This is a genomic window from Desulfoluna sp. HI9BLuna, from assembly GCF_056829775.1.
Genome location: NZ_CP186555.1, coordinates 1,868,229 through 1,888,932, shown reverse-complemented (window position 1 = coordinate 1,888,932; position 20,704 = coordinate 1,868,229). Strand labels below are relative to the sequence as shown.

Annotated in this window: 21 protein-coding genes; 19 read left to right on the top strand and 2 right to left on the bottom strand. The window is 53.3% G+C overall.

The genetic code is table 11. The features are described from left to right. The first annotated feature begins 47 nt into the window (after positions 1-47). The 12 genes from ACOYW0_RS07495 to ACOYW0_RS07440 all read left to right on the top strand — a co-directional run bounded on the left by ACOYW0_RS07495 (position 48) and on the right by ACOYW0_RS07440 (position 13,182). A complete protein-coding gene (locus ACOYW0_RS07495; RefSeq protein ID WP_482417908.1) occupies positions 48-338 on the top strand; it encodes a ssr3402 family protein in 291 nt (96 codons plus the stop codon). Positions 339-414: 76 nt separating this feature from the next. After that, a complete protein-coding gene (locus ACOYW0_RS07490) occupies positions 415-1,029 on the top strand; it encodes a hypothetical protein (RefSeq protein WP_180147215.1) in 615 nt (204 codons plus the stop codon). Positions 1,030-1,067: 38 nt separating this feature from the next. After that, positions 1,068-1,901 carry a gluzincin family metallopeptidase gene (locus tag ACOYW0_RS07485; protein ID WP_482417907.1) on the top strand — a complete coding sequence of 278 codons (834 nt, stop codon included), beginning with the start codon at positions 1,068-1,070 and terminating at the stop codon, positions 1,899-1,901. Positions 1,902-1,936: 35 nt separating this feature from the next. Then, on the top strand, positions 1,937-2,368 hold the full coding sequence (locus ACOYW0_RS07480; protein WP_482417906.1) for a hypothetical protein: 432 nt from the start codon (positions 1,937-1,939) through the stop codon (positions 2,366-2,368). 64 nt (positions 2,369-2,432) lie between these two features. Further along, positions 2,433-3,278, top strand: coding sequence for an ion transporter (locus ACOYW0_RS07475; protein WP_482417905.1), 846 nt, complete (start codon positions 2,433-2,435; stop codon positions 3,276-3,278). Positions 3,279-3,418: 140 nt separating this feature from the next. Further along, on the top strand, positions 3,419-5,269 hold the full coding sequence (locus ACOYW0_RS07470) for a sigma 54-interacting transcriptional regulator (RefSeq protein ID WP_482417904.1): 1,851 nt from the start codon (positions 3,419-3,421) through the stop codon (positions 5,267-5,269). 370 nt (positions 5,270-5,639) lie between these two features. Further along, positions 5,640-6,869: an NAD/NADP octopine/nopaline dehydrogenase family protein gene (locus ACOYW0_RS07465; RefSeq protein WP_482417903.1), complete on the top strand. Its 1,230-nt coding sequence runs from the start codon at positions 5,640-5,642 to the stop codon at positions 6,867-6,869. Positions 6,870-6,944: 75 nt separating this feature from the next. Beyond that, positions 6,945-8,390, top strand: coding sequence for a trimethylamine methyltransferase family protein (locus ACOYW0_RS07460; RefSeq protein WP_482417902.1), 1,446 nt, complete (start codon positions 6,945-6,947; stop codon positions 8,388-8,390). 20 nt (positions 8,391-8,410) lie between these two features. Continuing rightward, a complete protein-coding gene (gene panB, locus ACOYW0_RS07455; protein WP_482417901.1) occupies positions 8,411-9,259 on the top strand; it encodes a 3-methyl-2-oxobutanoate hydroxymethyltransferase in 849 nt (282 codons plus the stop codon). A gap of 113 nt (positions 9,260-9,372) precedes the next feature. Continuing rightward, a complete protein-coding gene (locus tag ACOYW0_RS07450; protein ID WP_482417900.1) occupies positions 9,373-10,782 on the top strand; it encodes a trimethylamine methyltransferase family protein in 1,410 nt (469 codons plus the stop codon). 35 nt (positions 10,783-10,817) lie between these two features. Beyond that, positions 10,818-12,410, top strand: a complete 1,593-nt coding sequence (locus ACOYW0_RS07445) for a BCCT family transporter (protein WP_482417899.1) — start codon at positions 10,818-10,820, stop codon at positions 12,408-12,410. A gap of 136 nt (positions 12,411-12,546) precedes the next feature. Continuing rightward, positions 12,547-13,182 (top strand): corrinoid protein, encoded by a 636-nt coding sequence (locus ACOYW0_RS07440; protein WP_482417898.1) that lies wholly within the window; start codon positions 12,547-12,549, stop codon positions 13,180-13,182. Between the two features lie 216 nt (positions 13,183-13,398). On the opposite strand, the gene ACOYW0_RS07435 is transcribed toward ACOYW0_RS07440, so the two are convergent. After that, complete coding sequence (locus ACOYW0_RS07435) at positions 13,399-13,962, bottom strand: (2Fe-2S)-binding protein (protein ID WP_482417897.1); 564 nt, start codon at positions 13,960-13,962, stop codon at positions 13,399-13,401. Between the two features lie 415 nt (positions 13,963-14,377). Here ACOYW0_RS07435 and ACOYW0_RS07430 point away from each other — a divergent pair, with 415 nt between their 5' ends. After that, positions 14,378-15,046: a Crp/Fnr family transcriptional regulator gene (locus ACOYW0_RS07430; protein ID WP_482417896.1), complete on the top strand. Its 669-nt coding sequence runs from the start codon at positions 14,378-14,380 to the stop codon at positions 15,044-15,046. A gap of 176 nt (positions 15,047-15,222) precedes the next feature. Next, a complete protein-coding gene (locus tag ACOYW0_RS07425) occupies positions 15,223-15,540 on the top strand; it encodes a cupin domain-containing protein (RefSeq protein ID WP_482417895.1) in 318 nt (105 codons plus the stop codon). A gap of 41 nt (positions 15,541-15,581) precedes the next feature. Here ACOYW0_RS07425 and ACOYW0_RS07420 read toward each other — a convergent pair whose 3' ends face one another. After that, a complete protein-coding gene (locus ACOYW0_RS07420) occupies positions 15,582-15,875 on the bottom strand; it encodes a hypothetical protein (protein WP_482417894.1) in 294 nt (97 codons plus the stop codon). Positions 15,876-17,574: 1,699 nt separating this feature from the next. Between ACOYW0_RS07420 and ACOYW0_RS07415 the strand changes: the two genes are divergently transcribed. The 5 genes from ACOYW0_RS07415 (at position 17,575) to ACOYW0_RS07395 (ending at position 20,648) form a co-directional block, all read left to right on the top strand. Further along, complete coding sequence (locus ACOYW0_RS07415) at positions 17,575-17,880, top strand: hypothetical protein (RefSeq protein WP_482417893.1); 306 nt, start codon at positions 17,575-17,577, stop codon at positions 17,878-17,880. 158 nt (positions 17,881-18,038) lie between these two features. Next, a complete protein-coding gene (locus tag ACOYW0_RS07410) occupies positions 18,039-18,803 on the top strand; it encodes a hypothetical protein (RefSeq protein WP_482417892.1) in 765 nt (254 codons plus the stop codon). Between the two features lie 237 nt (positions 18,804-19,040). Next, a complete protein-coding gene (locus ACOYW0_RS07405) occupies positions 19,041-19,418 on the top strand; it encodes a hypothetical protein (RefSeq protein WP_482417891.1) in 378 nt (125 codons plus the stop codon). 110 nt (positions 19,419-19,528) lie between these two features. Then, entirely contained in the window at positions 19,529-19,909 is a 381-nt protein-coding gene (locus ACOYW0_RS07400) for a hypothetical protein (RefSeq protein WP_482417890.1), read from the top strand. Beyond that, positions 19,902-20,648 (top strand): S8 family peptidase, encoded by a 747-nt coding sequence (locus tag ACOYW0_RS07395; RefSeq protein WP_482417889.1) that lies wholly within the window; start codon positions 19,902-19,904, stop codon positions 20,646-20,648. The genes ACOYW0_RS07400 and ACOYW0_RS07395 overlap by 8 nt, the downstream gene beginning before the upstream one ends. Positions 20,649-20,704 lie beyond the last annotated feature (56 nt).

Sequence of the window (20,704 nt, the reverse complement as noted above, 5' to 3'; positions counted from 1 at the left end):
CCTTGGACAGGAGTGTTATGAACCGATTTCACAACGGGAGACGCCGGATGAAATGGATCGGTCTGTCAGGGATTGTTCTGGTTTGGGCATCTGTTGCCGTGGCAGCACTGCCACCCCAATACCAGAACATGAAGGACCTGAACGTGATGATGGACTATATCAAAAAACATCCCGAAGTCGCGGCCACGGTGACATCCATAGATTTGGAGACATACACCGTCTATTACGGCCAGGGGTGCAAAGCCGTTTTCGGGCGGAAGGAAACGACAAAACCAAAAGGGTTTGTCGGACCGGCCGCCCCTTTGGAGTTCAAGGAGCAAAGCTGCTCCGAAAGCTAACCCGTCTATTTCACGAGCCGAGTGCACCCGTAATCCGGGTGAGGGGCGTATCAAATTAACCCACAAGGGGGAATGCATGAGCTATATCGATTCGTATGATCATGAGTACATCGGGTCCCTGGGCTATTTACCCATCTATCATCCCCTGGAGGAGATCGAGGGCGATGACTGGGGCGGCTATGATTTCAGCGCGTCCCCTTCGGACCTCATCTTGGGCGGGGGAAGCGGCGAGCACCCGGGCCTTGTGATCCATAAGCTGGAAAGCCCGGCGGCAAAGTTTCTGTACGATCAGCTCACCGAGGAGGAAGAGGAGACCCTGGCCGATGCCGAGCGGTCGTACCTCCTTGAGCTTTGCTACGCAGACGACGTCCTGGAGTTCTGCGACTGGTCCGTGCGGCAGTACGCCAACCTGGCTGCCATGGCAGCTTCGGAGACCTTCGGGGCTCCCCTGGGGGAAGACGAGTCCGTGGAGGACTGGCTGCGTAAATCCATCGGCGAGCTGGTCTATTACTCCCTGCCGGAGCTGAACCCCGAGCATGGAAAACTGACGGAGATGTTCAGCCGCTTCAGCATCGACGCCACCATGCGCAACGTGTTGTGCGTGCCCCCGGGGTACCCCGCCTGCGGCGGCCGGAAGACCACCGACGGGGAGTCCACGTGGGGATATCACCGGTGGGGCGTGGCGCCCTGATGCGGGTTTGTGAAACAACGAAAGCACAGGTGTTGTGAATGATAAAAAAAGGCCTGGCACTTGTTCTTTTCCTGGTGTTGTCTGGCGTGGTGTACCTTTTTCTTTGGGGCTTTCTCTTTCCGTGGTCACCGGTGAAGCCCGGGTATGCCCACGAGGGGAACGCCCGGTGGTCGGTGTATTACCCTAAGGGTACGTCCCTGCCCGATGACTACGGGCATATCGGGGACCTGATGGAGGAAACCGAAGCCTTTCACCACCTGGCATACACCCACCCCGTGAAGGTGATCCTGTGCGCCACACCGGCTCAGTACCACAGGTATTCGACCCAGCGATCCCACCTCTGCACCATGGGTACCGGGACGGTCATCTATGTCAACCCCACGGTGAAGGAGACAAAACGGGATATCCGAAGTTTCCTGAAGCATGAGTTGTCCCATGCCCTTGTTTTTCAGCACATGACCCTGCCCCATGCATTGAAGCTGAAGCGGTGGATCAGGGAAGGCCTTGCCGTGTACTACGGGAACCCCCACCATTACTACCAGGGCGATGCGTTTCTCTCCCTGGCCGTGGACAAAGGGTACTTTTTTGATTTCACCGGTGACGACGGGGAAAACCCGGACCTGATCGGGCATATTCCCGCCGACCGGCGATACCTTTTTGAATACGCCGAGTACCGGTGTTTTGTTGATTACCTGATGACGCACTACGGTTCCGATCGGTTTTTTGCCTTTCTGAACCTGGATATGGGGGCCCCGGAGGCTGAGAATGAAGCGTTCCTGCAGGTCTATCAGGTTGAGTTGTCGGCTGTGTTCCAGCAATTTAAACAAGAGGTGATGGCCAGGCACTGGCCAAAGACAACTGGCCGGGAGTAAGGCCGGTAAAGGCAATGTACGGGAAAGGAGTATGGATGGTTTCGCGGAAATACGGCGCGAGGGTTGTGTATGGTGTGTGTGTGCTGATCTTCCTGTCGATGGCGGGGTGTGCGGTGTCTAAGTCGGGCTTTGATCATGACAAGTATGAAAAACTCGGGTGGATTTGCGTTGATAAAAACTATGCTGCAGGCTTATTCGGGTACCAGCTGATGGTCAGGGAGTCCGACTGTTCGAGGATCGTGAAGAGCGTTGTCGAGGAACAAGGCCTGCCGGATTATCTCTACAACCCCGAACGTTCTATCCTGTACCTGGCATATATCGATGAAGGGATCGTGTATAAGCTTAACACCGGGGATCAGGTGATTGTCTCAAAGGATTATTTCAGGTCTGTGGACGACCTCCCGGATTTTCTCGTGGAGAGATTTGTGGCTGTTGAACTCAAGAACCGAAGCTTAGCCGTCCCATGATGGCACCTTGAGGGCAGCGGGGCTTTCTGATGCGTAGCCCTCGTCTTTTTATGGAGAACTGACAATGGCCGTTGCAAAAGAAGCGGTGTCGGGGTTTCGACACCGGCTCCATGAGATCATCTTTGAAGCCGATACCCGGGCCGGTAAATGGTTTGACGTGGTCCTGATCGTCTCGATCCTGTCCAGCGTTCTGGTGGTGATGCTGGACAGCATTTCGGGTTTCAGCGCCCGTTACGGGTATTACCTTTACGGGTGGGAATGGGCCTTTACCCTGATGTTCACCCTGGAGTACATCCTGCGGCTGGCCTGTGTGAACCGGCCCCTGGCCTATGCGGGCAGCTTTCTGGGGATCGTGGACCTGCTGGCCATCCTGCCTACCTACATCAGTCTGCTGGTTCCCGGCAGTCAGTATCTCATCGTGGTCAGGATCCTGAGGGTGCTGCGCGTGTTCCGGGTTTTCAAGCTGGTGAATTACGTGGGCGAGGCCTCGGTGCTGGTCCGGGCCCTGCAGTCGAGCCGTCGGAAAATTACGATTTTTCTCCTCACCGTGCTGACCCTGATGATCATTTTCGGCTCTCTCATGTACATGATCGAGGGCCCGGAGCACGGGTTCACCAGCATCCCCAGGAGCATCTACTGGGCCATTGTGACCATGACCACCGTGGGCTACGGGGACATCTCCCCCAAGACGAATGCCGGGCAGGCCCTGGCCGCCCTGATCATGGTCATGGGCTATGCCATCATCGCCGTGCCCACGGGCATCGTCACCTCCGAGCTGAGCCTGGCGGGTCAGAAGCGGGTTTCCACCCAGGTGTGCCCGGCCTGCATGGCCGAGGGCCATGACCCCGATGCGGTTTTCTGCCGGGTGTGCTCGGAGCGATTGAACCCGGAGACCGGCCAGGGCACCTGACCCGGCTGCCATGGTGCCTCAACACTTTCCTCTGGATCCTCAGTAAATCAGTTCTTTAATTTCTAAATTATTTATTTTAGTATCTTCAGTTATCACGTCATTATCTGTGTTTTTCCATGATTTGATTTCTGGAGTGTGTGATGGCACAAGCGCCCAGTTATGAAGAGTTGGAGAAAGAACTTGCCTACCTCAAATTCAGGCTTTGCCAGCTGAATCCCGAGGAGCTTTTTTTTGAGGAGCGCAGTGCGCCCTACGAAACAGAAGAGCCCAAGCTGTGGGAGTGGGTGGCAGGGGAGGACAAAGCGGTGTGCAGCAGCGGCTACTATGCCATGCTTGGGTACGCCCCGGATGAGCAGGATCCCTCCCCCGGCATCTGGATCGACTATATCCACCCTGAAGACAACCGTGCCATCCGCAGAATCATGGCCCGGGTACTGACTCAGCGAAGGGGGTCGGTGCAGGTGGCCTTTCGCCTCCGTGCCCGGGGCGGCGCCTACTATTGGACCCTCTGCCGGGGCACCCTTGATGAGAGCCCGGGCAGGCCCCTGCGTCTTTCGGGGCGTGTCTCCAGTATTTCGGGCAAAGAGGACTGGCAAGAGGCCTTTCTTGAGAGCCAGAGGCGCCATCAGACGCTTCTCCAGAATCTTCCCGGGATGGCGTACCGGTGCCGGGAGGTGGCGGCCAACGGCTGGGTCATGGAGTTTGTCAGCGACGGCAGCCTGGAGCTCACCGGCTATTCCCCCTCGGAGCTCATGGGCGACCGGGAGATCTACAACAGCCTCATCCATGAAGATGATCGTCCCCTGGTGTGGGACCAGGTCGAAAAGGCCCTGGGCCGAAAGCGGCGCTATGAGATCGTTTACCGCATCACCACGGCCACCGGTGGTGTTCGGTGGGTTTGGGAACGGGGCACGGGGGTCTTTGGTAACAGCGGCGAGCTGGTCTGTATCGAAGGGTTCACCATGGACGTCACTGCCCAGAAAACCATCGAGCAGGAGCTTCTGCATGAGAACCTGAGGCTCAAATCCCTGGTGACGGGGGAGCCGGGGTTCGGTGAGATCATCGGGAACAGCCCGGCCATGCAGGAGGTCTACGAGCTCATCGCAAACACGGCAGGCTCCCAGGCCAACGTCATCATCTACGGCGAGTCCGGCACCGGCAAGGAACTGGTGGCCCGGGCGATTCATAACCGCAGCAAACGAAGCAAGGGCCGATTTGTCTCGGTGAACTGCGGCGCCATCCCGGAGACCCTCCTTGAAAGCGAGTTCTTCGGGTGCAAGAAAGGGGCCTTCACCGGGGCCACGGCAGACCGGCCCGGCTACCTGGAGATGGCCGACGGCGGCACCCTGTTTCTTGACGAGGTCGGTGAGATCAACCTGTCCATGCAGGTGAAGCTGCTCCGGGCCATTGAAGACGGCGGATTCACCCCCGTGGGGGGCCAGGAGGTGAAACGCCCCGATATCCGCATCATCGCAGCCACCAACCGTGATCTTGAAGAGCTGGTCAAAAAGCAGGCCATGCGTCAGGATTTTTTCTTTCGCATCCACATTGTCCCCATTTACCTTCCCCCGTTGCGCAAGCGTCGAAGTGATATTCCTCTGCTTATCTATCGATTCCTCGAAAAGTTCAGCGACGACAGCCATATCGCCACCATGCCCGAGCATGTGATCCGCTCCATGCAGAATTATCACTGGCCGGGCAATGTGCGTGAGCTGCAGAACATGGTGCAGCGTTACCTCACCCTCAAGCAGGTTGATTTTATTGCCTCCACATGTCCCGAAAGCCCGGTGCCTGAAGATGGGGAGACCCTAGCCGTCTCTGTGGGCACGGAGAGCCTTTCAGAGGCCGTGGCACGGTTCGAAAAGGAGTTTCTCTTAAAGGCCCTGGAACGCCATGGCGGAAATCGGACCCATACGGCAAAGAGCCTGGGGGTGGGGCTCCGCACCCTGCAGCGACGGCTGCGTCAGCATGGAATTTCGCAAGGGGACTGAGGGCGCCAGGTGTGACGCATACGTCAGAATTGGCGCACCTGGGCCGTAACCCCTTTCAACACAAACTCTTTTTCAGGCAGTGATCACAACCGCGTCAGTTTTGACGCGGTTTTTTTGTCTGCGTTCAAACGGGTGATGGATTAGAAAAAGCCTTTGTTTACATGGTGTTGAATCGCAAATGCGGCTTCTGGCACGACTCTGGCAATACCCAGATGGCAGTTTCACCAAACGAGAGACGAAAAAAAGGCCAATTCGATGAAGGGGTTACCCCGGGTGATGCAAGGCCCTTTGTTTTTCGTCCAAGCCGTTTCACGGACACCCGTGAAGCCCATCATACGAGACTGTCTGAGCAACAAAGGAGATGTGACGCATGAACTTTATCGAGAATGTTCAAAACAAACCCATTGCCGTTTTGGGTGCCGGTGGCGTCGGCAAGGCTGTGGCCGGGGACTGCGCCCTGGCCGGGAACACTGTGCGTCTGTGCGACCTTCCCCCCTTTTCCGACCAGACCCTTTTCGGTGTGGAGAAGCAGGGCCTGAAGTTTTACGGCGATCAGCTCAACCTGTACGGGTTTGAACGTTCCGGTCGTGTGTTTTTTGACGGAGTGACAACGGATGTGGCCGAAGCGGTGAAAGGCGCGGGCATCGTCATCCTCACCACCCCGTCCCTCGGGCACCGGGCCTTTTTTGAAAAACTGATCCCCGCCCTTGAAGACGGCATGATCATCCACATCATTCCGGATAACTACGGGTCGCTTCTGCTCCGAAAGATGATGCGTGAAGCCGGGTGCGACAAGAAGGTGATCATCGGCGGATGGTCCAGTTCCCCCTACGGAAGCCGCGTGGACATCAAGGGCGGGGTGGTGCTTCCCAGCATTCGCGCCTACTACCGCGCCATCACCCTTCGGGGGGCGTCCCTGCCCTCCCTGGACCAGGAGATTTTCCTGGAGTCCACCAAGTACATCGGTGCCTTTGATGCCATCACCAACGGGGATGGCGTTGCCGGGGGCGACACCGTCATGGACACTGGTTTTTCCAACGTCAACCCGGTCCTTCACTGCCCCGGCGTGATCCTGGGGGTGGGCGTCATGGAGAACTGGGGCGTTATCTACGGCGAAGAGAAGAACGACTTTTCCATTTATTCCCATGCCTATTGCCCCTCCATCTCCAAGGTTCAGTACGGGCTGTATGAAGAGCAGTGCGCCCTGGCCGAGGCCATGAACGTGGGCATCCAGTTTTTTGAGAAGAAGCAGTTTTTCTCCCGCGAGAACATCCTGGGCTGCGAGTACATGGGCCCCGATTACGAGATCCCCTTTGAAGAGCATGATTACATCCAGTACGGCACGGGGCCGTTCACCGTCCACAACCGCTACATCACCGAAGACATCCCCGTGGGCTGCCATGTCTATCACGAGCTTGGCAAGAAGTTCGGCGTCAAAACCCCCATCGTGGATTCCCTTATCAGCCTGGCCGGAGTCATGACCGAATCGGATTACTACGAGACCGGTTACACCCTGGATTACCTGGGAATCGGCCATATGAGCGGTGACGAGATGCTGGAGTACCTGCACAAGGGCACCTACAAGCCCCTGGAAGCCTAATCGCGAAGAGAGACAGGCCTGGGCCCCCTTTTTCCCGGGGCCCCAGGCGATTGGGAGGAGAGCATGGGAATTGAGATGAAGCGACAGATCGATGTCACCTTCCTCGGGCCGGAGAAGGTGGCGAAGATTCATGAGGCGAGCCTCACCCTTTTGGAAACGGTGGGCATGCGCGTGGGCGGGGAGCGCGGCATTCGGGTGCTGCGTGACGCCGGGTGCGAGGTGGACGCCGACGGCATGGTAAAGATCCCCAGGGCCCTGGTGGAAGAGGCCCTGGAGACGGTCCCCAAGGAGCTGGTGCTTTATAACCGTTCCGGTGAGAAGGCCATGGTGATCAACGCCGAGAACGCGGTCCATTTCGGTACCCACGCCGACCAGCTGGAGTTTGTGGACCCGGACACCGGCAAGGTGCGCCCCTTTCTCAAGGCCGACACCAAGACCATGTGCACTCTGGCCGACGCCCTGCCCAACATCGACTTTATTCTGTCGGTGGGCATGAGCAAGGACGTGGCCCCGGAGATACAGACCCAGATCTCTTTTATCGAGACGGTGAAGCACTTCAGCAAGACCATTAACTTTTCCACCAACGACATCGACAGCCTTCAGGAGGTGATCGATATCGCGGCGGTGGTGGCCGGCGGCAAAGAGGCCCTGGCTGAAAAGCCCTTTATCTTTAACTACTGCGAACCCATTCCGCCCCTCTCGCACCCGGAAGAGAGCACGGAAAAACTGATCATCAGCGCGTTGAACCGTATTCCCGTGGTCTACATGCCGTACTGCATGATGGGGGGCACCGCGCCCATGAGCTTTTCCGGTGCCCTGGTGCAGTGCAACGCCGAAGCCCTGGGAGGCCTTGTGGTGCACCAGCGCACATGCCCGGGGGCTCCTTTTATTTACGGTGCCATGCCCTCCATCATGGACATGATCTCATCCATCGGCAGTTACGGCGCGGTGGAGTTCCACCTGATGGTGGCGGCGGCGTCCGAGCTGGTGAGTTACTATGGCCTGCCCTTCTACGGCACGGCAGGGTGCACCGATGCAAAGGGGCTGGACATCCAGGCGGTGTCGGAGGTGACCCAGGAGATCTTCTCCACCCTTCTGTCCAAGGCCAACCTGGTGCACGACGTGGGGGTCTCCGATCATTGCAACAGCGTCAACCCCGAGCTGGTGGTGCTCTGCGATGAGATTATCGAGAACCTCAAGCACTATGTGCGCGGCGTGGACGTGGACGACATTGACGAGATGGTGGAGATCATCACCCGTACCGGTCCCGGTGGGGCCTATCTCACGGAGAAGCACACCATGAAGAACTTCAGGACCATCCATTATCCCAAGTTCTTCAGCCGCAAGATGAAAAACCCGGAGACGTCCGAGGTGAGGGCAAAAATCCGCGAATCCATGCACGCCATCCTTGCCACCCACAAGGTACCTGCCCTTGATGAGGCCGTTTTGGCCGAACTGGACGCATGGACCCGGACACTTGAGGCAAGGCCCAACATCAACCCGATGTCAGACGCGTCATAGACCCCAGAGGGAGAAAGCATATGAAACGCAAACCCACCCGTTTTGACCTGCAGAAGATGAAGGAGAACCAGGAGAAGGTGGTCTGGCTTACCGCCTACGACTACCCCACCGCTGAGTTTGCCGAACAGTCCGGCGCCGAGATGATCCTCGTGGGAGATTCCCTGGGCATGTGCGTCTACGGCTACGACGGCACCGTGCCCGTGACCATGGACCAGTGCCTCATGCACTGCGAGGCGGTGCGAAGGGCCGCCCCGAACACCTTTATCGTCGGCGACATGCCTTTTTTGAGCTACCAGGTGAGCGTGGAGGACGCCGTGCTCAACGCCGGGCGGTTTTACAAGGAAGCGGCGGTGGACGCCATCAAGCTGGAAGGCGGCAAACGCGTCTGTCCCCAGATCCGCGCCATCTCAGACGGCGGCATGCTGGTCATCGGTCACATCGGGCTCACGCCCCAGAGCTCCGGTCAACTGGGTGGGTTCAAGGCCCAGGGCCGCACCGCCGAGACCGCCATGGCCCTTATCGAAGATGCATACGCCATCCAGGAGGCCGGGGCCTTTGCCCTTCTGGTGGAGGCCGTGCCCCCTGAGGTGATGAAGATTATCACCGAGGGGCTGGACATCCCGGTTTACAGCATCGGCGCAGGCATCCACGCCGACGGCCAGCTCATGATCTGCAGCGACGTCCTGGGGATTTTTCAGGCCTTTACCCCCAAGTTTGTCAAGAAGTACGCTGCCCTCGGGGCCGAGATCCGCAAAGCCTTTGAAACCTACGGCGAGGAGGTGAGGGCGGGGCAGTTTCCGGCCGACGAGCACACCTACAAGATGGTGGAGGGCGAGCTTCCCAAGCTCCTTGACTGCCTTAAAAAGTGACCCGTGATGGGATGCCCCCCTCTTTTTTACGTGACGGGATCGGTCCGACAGGGGAGGGGGGCCTTGAAGCGGCCCAGCGTCTTTGCGAGTACATGCCATGAGAAGGAGGTGTAATGAACAGCCCGTTAAGCAGTATCCATGAAGCATCCATGAGCATCCTTGAAACCCTCGGCGTCCGGATCCACCATCCGGAGCTGCTGGAGATGCTCTCGGGTCGCGGTATTCGAAGGGATGGCGATACCCTCTTTTTCACGCGGGCGCAGGTGGAGTCCCTCATCACCTCAGCGCCGTCGGAGATCAGGCTCCACGCGGCAAACCCTGCATATGACATGGTGCTGGGGGGAGATCGGACGTACTACGGCGCGGGCTACGGGTGCCCCTCCATCCTTGATGGGGAGGGCGTGCGGCGAAGCGCAACCTTTGAGGATTACCTCACCTTCCTAAAGCTTGTGGAGAGCAGTCCGGCTTTTTGCCTCAACGGCGGGGTCCTTGTGCAGCCATCGGACATCACCCCGGAGCACAGCTTTCCCTTGATGCTCCGCGCGGCCATCCTGCACAGCGAAAAGTGCCTCATGGGCATGCCGGGGCATGGCCGTGAGGTGGAGATTCTCATGGAGATGATGGCCATTGCCCGGGGAGGGAAAGAAGCCCTTGAGGCAAAGCCCCAGATCATCACCCTGGTCAACGCCACCAGTCCGCTTCAGTTCGACAGCATTGCACTGGAGACCATGGAGGTCTGCGCCCGGTACAGGCAGCCGGTGATCATCTCTCCGGGCCCCATTGCCGGTGCCACGGGACCGGTGACCCTGGCAGGGAACCTTGCCATGGGCAACGCAGAGGCCCTGGCCGGTGTGGCCATCACCCAGCTGTTGAGGGAGGGGACCCCGGTGGTGTACGGGCTCCAGGCCACCACCGCGGACATGGCCACCGGCGGGGTCTCCATCGGCTCGCCGGGCTTCTCCCTTGAGGCCATGACCACAGCCCGCCTGGCAAAACGCTACGGCCTTCCCTGCCGCGGCGGCGGAGCCGGAACCGATGCCTGCTGCGTCAATGCCCAGAGCGGCTATGAGAGCATGATGTCCCTAATGGTCTCCCGTCGCGAAAAGGTGAACCTGATGCTGCACAGCGCCGGGATCCTCGATGCTTACGGGGCCATGAGCGTGGAGAAGTTCATCACCGACCTTGAGGTGATCTCCATGGTGGAGTATCTGGAGGGCGGGTATGAGACCGCCACCGACGACCTGGCCGTTTCCGTCATTGAGCAGGGGGTAGATGGCGTCCCCTTCCTGGCCCACCCCCACACCCTGAAAAACTGCCGCACCACTCCCTGGATCCCGTCCGTCAGCTGGCGGGGGCCCCTGAAGGGCCGTACGGGAAAAGAGGTGTTCGACGACCGCATCGACGCCGCCCGTGATCGCCTGCTGAGCGCATATAAACCGCCGCACCATGAACCGAACCGTCAGAACCAACTGGACACCTTCCTTGAATCATTGGGTATACCCCTCGGCCATACGGCAGGGTAGTGCCCGGCCAAAATGACATGAAGATGGAGGAACAGATGAAGACAAATCAAACGGATCGTCCCTGGCATCAACGCATAGAAATCCCGGTCGTCTTAAGCACCCTGGCCGTTGTGCTCGCTTTTTTCTCTTGGGCATTCACCGACACCGACGGCATGGGCGAGGTCATGAACCGCGCCTTTAAGGTGGCCACCCATCAGTTCGGCTGGCTCTATCTGCTGGTCGGCTTCCTCCTTGTGATTTTTGCCTTCTGGCTTGCCTACGGCCGCTACGGTGAGATCAAGCTGGGAGGCCCGCAGGACAAGCCCGAATATTCCTATTTCTCCTGGTTCGCCATGATCTTTGCCTGCGGTTACGGCGTGGGCCTCGTCTACTGGGGCGCTGCCGAGCCCCTCTCCATCTTCAAGGCCCCTCCCTTCGGGGTCGAGACCGGAACCCCCGAAGCAGGGGTGCTCTCCCTGGCCTACGCCTTTTTCCACTGGGGATGGACGCCCTGGGCCATCTATATGGCCATCGGTGTGCCCATGGCTTATTTCATGCACTGCAAGGGCGCAAGCCCCCGCTTTTCGGCCGCCTTTCGGCCCCTTATGGGGAACCGCGCCGACGGGTGGGCTGGCAAGGTGATGGACTCGTTTCTCGTCATCGGTGTCATCGGCGGCGTTACCACGGCAACAGGGCTCGGCATCATGCAGCTTGCCTCCGGCCTCAACTCCCTGTTCGGGATCCCCGAAACGAAAATGGTTTATATTCTCATCGCCGTGGTCTGGATCTCCATCTTTACCTTCAGTACCGTCAGCGGCATCGACAAAGGCATCAAGGTTCTCAGCAACATCAACATCCCGCTGGCCATGGTCCTCATGCTGTTCGTCTTCTTCGCAGGACCCACCATTTTTCAGATTAACATGGGCATGGACGCCTTTGGCCTTTACCTGACCAACTTCTTCAAGATGAGTTTCTGGACCGACTCCGTGAGCAAGGGGGGCTTTCCCCAGGGGTGGACCATCTTTTACTGGGCGTGGTGGATTGCTTCAGCCCCTGCAACGGGCTTGTTTGTGGCCAACATCTCCAAGGGGCGGACCATTCGTGAGATGGTGCTCGTGCACATGTTCGTGGCCCCCATCGCCACATGGCTCTGGTTCACCGCCTTCGGCGGCACCGCCCTCTATCAGGAACTCATCGCCAAGACCGGCCTGGTGGACTCCATGGCAGAGACCGGTACCGGCGGCGTGGTCTTTACCATGCTTGAGCAGCTCCCCATGGGAAGCGTCATGGCAGCAGCCTTTTTGATCCTTGTGGTGATTTTTCTCTCCACCACCGTGGATTCGTATTCATACGTCTGCGCCCAGGTCTCCACCCGCGCCGATGCAAACCCGGATCTGCCCCCCAAGGGGATTCGCGCCCTGTGGGCCATCGTCATCGGCCTTTTAGGGATCACCCTTGTCATGGTGGGCAAGGGGATCTCAGGGCTTCAGCTCTCCTCCATCATTGCCTCGCTGCTCATTATCTTCATCATGGTGGGCATGTGCGTCAGCATGGTGGTGTCCATGCGAAGGGACGACCCGTGTATTCCCGATTCTGAGGAGTGCGGCCCGGCCCCTGATGTGCAGGAAAAAGAGCCTGTGAACGCTTGATATAACCATGGATGACAAAGAATAGGGCCTTGCCTCCGGCGTGTCGTTTTTGGAAAAACGCACCGAAAGGGCCGCCGGAGGGGGTTTCCAACGGAAGAGTCACTTTGCAGTCACCCCATCACAGAGGAGAACGATCATGTCTAATCACGAAGCCATCATGGCCTCATTGATGTCAGGAGATACCGACCAGCTCATTGATCGGGTCAACAGCGCACTGGATACCGGCATTCCTGCAGTGGAGATTCTGAATGAGGGGCTGATCTCCACCATGGATATTGTTGGTGAGAAGATGGAATCGGGCGAGATGTTTATCCCCGAGGTGATCATGTGCGCCCAGGCCATGACCTCCGCCGTGGAAGTTCTTAAACCCCGGCTGGGCGAGGGGGACAACCGCAACGTGGGCACCCTCGTCATCGGCACGGTCAAGGGCGACCTGCACGACATCGGCAAGAACCTGGTGCGTATGATGCTTGAAAGTTCGGGGTTTGGGGTGGTAGATCTCGGCGTGGACGTGGAACCCGAGGCTTTTGTGGCGGCGGCCCGGGAGCATGATGCGGATATCGTGGCCCTGTCGGCTCTTCTCACCACCACCATGCCCATGTTGAAAAAGACCATGGACGCCTTCGAGGAGGCGGGCCTTCGCGATTCGGTAAAGATCCTCATCGGCGGCGCGCCGGTGAACCAGGGGTTTGCCGACGAGATCGGTGCCGACGGTTACGCCCCGGATGCCGGCTCCGCCAGCAAGCTGGCCAAGGCCGTGGTGACAGCATGAGTCCCTGTGCTTTTGGCAGGGGGACAGGTCCATGACATGAATTGATTGAACAAAAAAAACGAATGTTTTTGCCGGATAAAAACAGATGACCAATCTGCCGCCGGGTAAGGCATCGTTGTGCCCCTGGCCCATGGAGAAGGGGGGCGATCGTGTGTGGACTGTGACGTTGAAAGTGCCTGTCCACAGGGAAGATCTGCCCCCTTTCTCAGGGAATCATCACCTCTTTATGTCAATGATGTTTTGCAGGAGATGTTTGCACTTTTCACAGCCATTGCCTGCCCCTGTTGCCTCCATCATCTTTTCAACGGTATCGGCACCCCCATGGAGAGCATTCACCGCATCGTCCATGGTCACATTTTTGCATCCGCAGGCGATGGACAGGATGTGCTCGATTTCGCCGATACAATTCCCGCATCCTGTGCCTGCGCCGGTGATTTCCTGGATCTCTTCCACTGTGCGGGCTCCGCTGGCCATGGCCTTCCTGATATCTGTGTAACTGACCTGGTTGCAGTGGCAGACAATCCTGTTTACAGGGATGAGAAGGACCCCCAATACGAGGGGCTCGTCATTTCGGACGGAGTGCATTTTTCCGGCCGGTGCCGTAAACACATCCCCGACATTCAGCTCGAATTCCTGGTCTTCCACGATTCCAACGCCAGAGCCCTGGATGCAATAAAACACCTCATCCTGGGTCGGGTGCTCGTGCAACGGCACTTTCTCACCTGGTTGAATATGATATACTTTCGCTTCAATAGTTTTTTTCAACGTCTCTATATCCATTTTCTCACTCCTTGTTTCTCTTTTTTGGGGGCGCTTTTATGGCGGTTTCTTGAGCCAGCTTCGGGTGATGACATCACCATGGCTCGTCGATGCTCTGCCTTTCGGCCTTTGCATCATTTTTTGCCCCGGGGTAAGTGGTTGAAACCAAAAGCGCCTCTGATGTGGGGCTACTTTAGCCCGTACAACGTGGAGAAAAAATAACATTTGTTATGTTTTTGGTTTGATGAGTTCCATACAATGAGTCCGGCTAACAGAAAGGGTCGGTTGGCTATGGTTTCACCCCGTCGTTGCCTGGTGCCGGACAACCCGGGGATGGGCTGCGGCTGCTGATTCGGCAGGGGGATGATCATGTGGTTTTTGGACTGAATCCATTGGCGGGAACGTATGAAGCGGTAAGTGAGATCATGGGGGCGAGATGACTGAAAGACCATACGGATTTCCGGACCACCAGAAGGTAAACATCATCATTGAAGGGATGAACACCTGCTGGAAAGAGATCCTTCACATGGCGACCCTGCAATCCTTTGCCAAGGGGCAGGTGGTGGACCAGGCGGCCGATGGGGTCTACCTCATCAAGGAGGGGTGCCTGAGCTACAGCTGCTATCTGGACAGCGGCGAAAAGCGTATTTTGTATTTTGTGGGGCAAGACTCCCTGTGCAATGAAGCCGGTTGCATGATTCACCACAAGGACCGGGTCTCGTTCGAGTTCCTGACGGATACCCAGGCCTATGCGTTTTCACCGCGTCAATTCATGGATACCGATTTTGTCCGCACATACCCGGAGCTGTCCATCAACCTTTCCCAGTACATTATCTACAAGCGGATCTACCTCAGCCATTTCGTGGCAAACCTGTCCAACAACAAGCCCATCACCCGGGTCGCGGAAATCCTTTTCCAGCTTTATGAAAGAGATAACGAGATCACCATCAGCCAGCAGGACATCGGCAATTTTCTCGGCCTTCATCTCATGACCGTCTCCCGGGCTCTTTCCCAACTGCGCAGCGAGAATATCATCGGCAAGATCACCAAGAACAAGTTTGAGATATTCGATGTCGAAGGCCTTGCGGACTACGCAGCATGGTGAGCCATTCTGAACGGTCTTTGCCGCTTTGCGATATTCCTTCGTGAACGATCTCGAATAGCCGTTGTACGGTTGATGACACGCTGCGTTCTGTGGTTTAATCCTTACGGTTGTCATGAATGAGGAATACATTCTGGTTTTTGTCAGGTCTTCCCAAGCTATGAAGAAAGAGAAAAAAAATGAATGATTTTATCACACCCAAAAATCACAAAGCGTTTAAGGCACTGGTCCTCTCTTCACACATCGATGACGAGGTAAAAGACTGCGCCATTGCCTACATCGACCCCCGGGGCGGTGGCCCCGACCCCGACCACACGCATCCCCATGACCACCTGTTCACGGTGATTGCAGGCGAAATCGAGATCAGGATGGATGGAGAAACCTTTGCCGTAACAGAAGGGATGTCTCTGAGGGTTCCGGGAGAGACACGCCACTCCGTCTGGAACACAGGGCCCACCACCGCAAAGGTCATGGGTATTTCCCTTCGGAAGGAATAACGTATCCATCCGGCTCTGTGTAAGCTGCCCCGGATTTCCCGTCACCCCCTGTTTTTCCGGGCCATTTTCTCCTGTTCGCCCTTGTAAAACGCCACAATGTGCTCCACGGCCTGGTACTGCCGCTCCAGGAGATCCTCCGTGATGGTGCGAAGGCCCCATTTCTTGAAGTCTATCTGAAGGCCGTTTCCTCCCGGCGCTTCAGTACCCTCCAGTTCGGAAAAGAAGGCCCCCACGGACGTGAGGAGGCGATGAACGTCTTTGATGGCGTCACAAAGCTCGGGTATCTCCGATACCGAAAACATACCCGGGCCGGGTTGGCTGTCCGATGAGATCATGATGACCCCCCATTTTTTTTGAAGAGTAAATAGGCACAGGACTGCCCGGAGCCCTTTACAGGGCCCCGGGAGCCATCGCCCCGTAGGGTGCACTCTGTGCACCGATTTCGTGAGTCGTGAGTGGTGAAGAGTGAATAGAGATGGGACTCCGGGGTCCTTTACCGCGCCCCGTGAACCACCAGCCCGTAGGGTTCACTCTGTGCACCATGGTCGCGAGTCGTAAGTGGTAAATGGAGATCGGGTTGATCGGGCCAAAACAGGACACCAGAGACAACGCACTACGTGGGCCCGTGAGGCTTATAGGTATAGGTGATAGGGAAGGGCACCATGGAATCGTACGGGACCCATGACCCATTACCTATAATCTCCAATCACTACTCCCTATTCACCAATCACTATTCAAAAATAGGCCATTTATAAAGGCGGTTGCGTTGATGGAAGGGGCGCGGGATTGCACGTGATGAGGAAAATACGACTTGAAATGGGGGTGGGGGTGGTGTAAAAAACCGTGTAGCCATGACGACCTCCTGGTTAGGTTGTTTTGGTCAGGCCTGGCAGGATGTTGCTGCATCCTGTCGGGTCGCATCTTGAATTCCATGATTACCGTAATAACTAGTTATTACGTTCCACCCTAATTCCATCCTTTTTGCGTGTCAATAGTTTTTTTGTTGGTAAATCCCGCTGTTATTCATTTCGAAAATCACCGAATCAATTCCCCTCCCGGCATTTTCATCCTCATCATACCTTGCGGGCCTGTGTTCATTTTTCAGATACCCAACAAAATTCTCCTTTTTGGTTCAGTGAAAGAATCTACAGGTGGTGTTCAGGTTGATCCGGGAACCGAAGAGAGATAGGCATGTGTGTTGATGAGAAAGAGGGTTTTATACAAATTTACAGGCTGTTGTCCAAAGTTCTCTTTCAGGGATAATGAGCTTTTGAGTTGAAAAATGGAGGTTTACGGCGTATGACTAAAAATACTGAGCGAGCCTTGGTGCTCAGGGCACAGGTTCCTGTCTGGTGGAAAAGGTCCTGCGCATTACTCTAAAGCCGTTAGCCTGGATATTTCACGTGTCGAGTGCACCCATATTCAAGGCATCAGAGCTGCAGAAGTCGTGGTTTTATAAAAGCTCTGATAACGCGGAAGGTGGGTGTACTCGGCTCGCCCGAAGGGTGAGAAAGTCAAACAGCAAACGTCGATTTGCATTTTGCATTTTCAAAATAGCTAAGATTTTTATTGTCGCTATCTGAAACCATGATGTTTTCGTTCTGGCTGGTTGTTTTCTCACGAAATATGCGGGTTAGGTTGTGTGCGAAGCCATTTTGCTTGGGGGTACTAAAGGCCAAACATGGAAATGAGCGAGTATCCACATGCACACACGAAAATGTAATCGGGGTGTATCAATACCCTGTGTGGTTGGTGACTACATGGTGGGTTGGTTCAAAATCTGAATAATATCAGACGGATTTTATAGGTAGGTGCTCGCGGTTTCTTTGGTGTGCAAACTGTCTGGGTGTTGAGTGTGCCGTTCGGCAGTATTGAACAGCAAAAAGTGGAATCTTAAACGGATATTTTTTCACTTTAACCCCTTGAATATCTGATACCCTGGAAAATTATCCATTTTATGTGGGTGATACATGGAAAATTGTCGGGGTATTAGTAATGTTGTACGTTTCTATACAAAATTGAACTGAGTAGAAGATGGACTGGGCTAAAATTAAAATAAAAGCCAAGATTCGGGTACGCTTTTTAAAGAATAAACAACTTCCCTTACAGTTAGGATATCTTGGATGTCCATGCAAAATAGATACTTTTCCCTCAATGAACATGTGGGATGTAAGAATAAAAGTCTATAATTATGGAGCTATAGATGGCGATACTATCGTGACTGAAATAGCGTTTTTATCTCCAGATGTAGCAGAAAAACATTTAAAAATTGGCAGCAAAATTGTTTTTTGGGAGTTAGGTGATTTTGCAGAAGGTGAAGTAATAGAGTTGCTTTTTTAGACTTCTGAAATCATTTATAATCTATGGACGCACAGTGCGTACAACAATTGGCTTATGGCCGACCCCAAAAAGCTGGCCACGTCTTTCGTAATTTCAGCCGCCGCCCTATCAGCTTTTTGGGTCGGCATAGCCATGCGTTGGGCAATTACAAGGATCAAATGATGTCAAAAAGTGATAAGAAAAATATGCTGTGCGGCATAGTAATGACTATTTCTGCAATTGATGGATGTTCTGAAGATCATTGGACAGAAGTATTAAGTATTTTAACAGAATCTATTGAAAGCGCTGGTTTTGAGGCAAATATTGTCAGCAATTCCGATGATGTTGGTATTATTCAAAAAAGAATAATACAAAATTTATATGATAATCCAATTGTTGTATGTGATGTTAGTGGTAAAAACCCAAATGTAATGTTTGAATTAGGGATGAGATTAGCTTTTGATAGGCCAACAATTATAATCAAGGATGATAAAACGTCATATTCATTTGATACATCACCAATAGAACACCTGGAATACCCGAGGCACTTGCGCTTCGGTAAAATCGTTGATTTTAAAGAACGATTAAAAGATAAAATAGTTAGCACATATAATAAATCAAAAGAAGATCTTCAATACACGACATTTTTAAAGCACTTTGGCGAGTTTAAAGTTGCAAAATTAGACACAAAAGAAGTGTCAGGCGCTGAGTATATTATTCAAGAATTAAAGAGCTTAAGATTGTCTATTTCACGGTTGGAACGAAATAAAAATCCTTCAAAAATGTGGCTTTCAAAAAACCAAGTTCCCCATTACCGTTTTGCATATGACCTTAATGATATGAGCGTAGAAAGCATTGATGAAATTTCAAGCTCTATCCTCAAAGAGCCAGGCGTAGTAGACATTAAAGTTATGGCTAAAAAAATGGGAAACCACAATTATTAATTGATATTGATCAGAATGAATTATGACCCTTCATTAGTCAATGAACTTGTGACAGCGCTAAACTACAAATACTCAATAGTATTAATTGACAGCCCAACAATTGCTTTCACGCCGACCGGGTGCAAGTGCTGCCTTTCGGTCATCTTCATCGTCCGAACGTTGTCAAAATTCAAATACTGTCGTGCTTCGGCACCCGTCGGGTGAAGCATGCGTTCTGCTACTAAAGGTCGAGGCAAGATGACTATTAATGATCCATTTTCTCAGAGTTATGACATCCAATTCGAACCTTTGGTTTCAAATATCGACTATGTTGCAAAAGGTGAATGTGGCATGGGAGGGCCAAGCCACGGCACCCCCATAATTCAGGGTGTTGGGAAATATGAACAAGCAATGTCTTGTACAATGGCATCAGATGATGGATGCAAATTTGTATTTATGACATGGTTTCCTGACGATGGTGGGGCTAAAATCAAAGTTCATATTTTGAATTTTGAAAACAAACATATCCAAACTTCAATCATTAAATTTGGAGCATATAAATTTACAAGCTTCACTCAAGAGCAAGTCAATGTAATTGATATTTTTTCAGGAAAAATCGAAAAAATAAAGCTATAGCAAAACAATAAAATAAACTCGGACGTCACAAAGCTGCTCCGCTCGTTCCTCGCTTAGTAACTTCGTGACGCCGCTTATTTGTGCGTTAAACAACAAAAGTGAGGTATGCCATGCTCGATGATAATCAGAGATTATTAATTGAGGTTTACATAGAAATGCCTGAGGAGGAGATTGAAAGATCCATATCAAGAATAATTCATACTGAAAGTAAAGGCCCTACTCAATCTGTTCCAAGTATCGATGAACTAAGAAAAACTTTCAATGACTATGTGAAAAAACACTACCCAATTTTCAAAGAAAAAATTTGTGAAAATTGGGAGCTTGACTCTAAATTTACTAACAAAAGTTTCTCAGATAACGTAAATATTGTTGTTTCTATAGCAGATTTAATTTCATCTTTCGTAGGGGTACCTCCAGTAGCTATGGTTGCTACACTAATTTTCAAGAGAGGTATTGAAAATTTATGTGCTGAGGAGGATAGAGATGAGTAATATTACAAATGATGAAGAGAAATTCTTAGTGGCTCTCCAAAAATCCCTAACAGAGATTTTAGAGAATGATACTACTAGCATTGTAAATATTTCTCTAAGTATAAGGCCATCAACAATTCCAGACTCACATGAGATATTTAAGTTATTTGAAGATATTCATAAAAAAGGAAAAACAATAGTTGTTGCCGCAGGTAATTTTGGACCACTACCTGGGACTATGAATCCTTTTTCACAATCTCCTTGGGTAATATCTGTTGGAGCAACATCCAAGAACGGAACTCATCTAGCTGAGTTTTCATCACGAGGTATCCCATGTGGCAAGAAATGCAAACCAACTGTTGTTGCCCATGGTATTGATGTCGTTGTACCAATACCTGATGAAACAAAATTAGCAGTTAAAAATTGCCCAGACACATTCACGATTAGCGGCACAAGTTTTGCTACAGCAAATGTGTCAAGTATATTATATTGGTTAAGTGAGGTTTTATATAATTTAGATGTAAATCCTACCCCTCAAACACTCAAAGAGTGTTTATGTGAAATGGCTGTTCCGATTAAAAATTACAAGGAATATGAAGTTGGGTTTGGTTTCGTGAGTCTTGCTATTGCAGAAGATTATGCTACTAGTATATTGGCACCTCGAATTAAGGGTCCAGGCAATTATATTGTTAATCACAAAAAACGTGAAGAGCCCTTAGGAGTCGAGGAGTTTGATTATTCAAAATATTATAAAGGCTAATACACAAAACTACTAACCAGTGCTGATTAAGATAAATATTCTGTTTAACCAGTCAG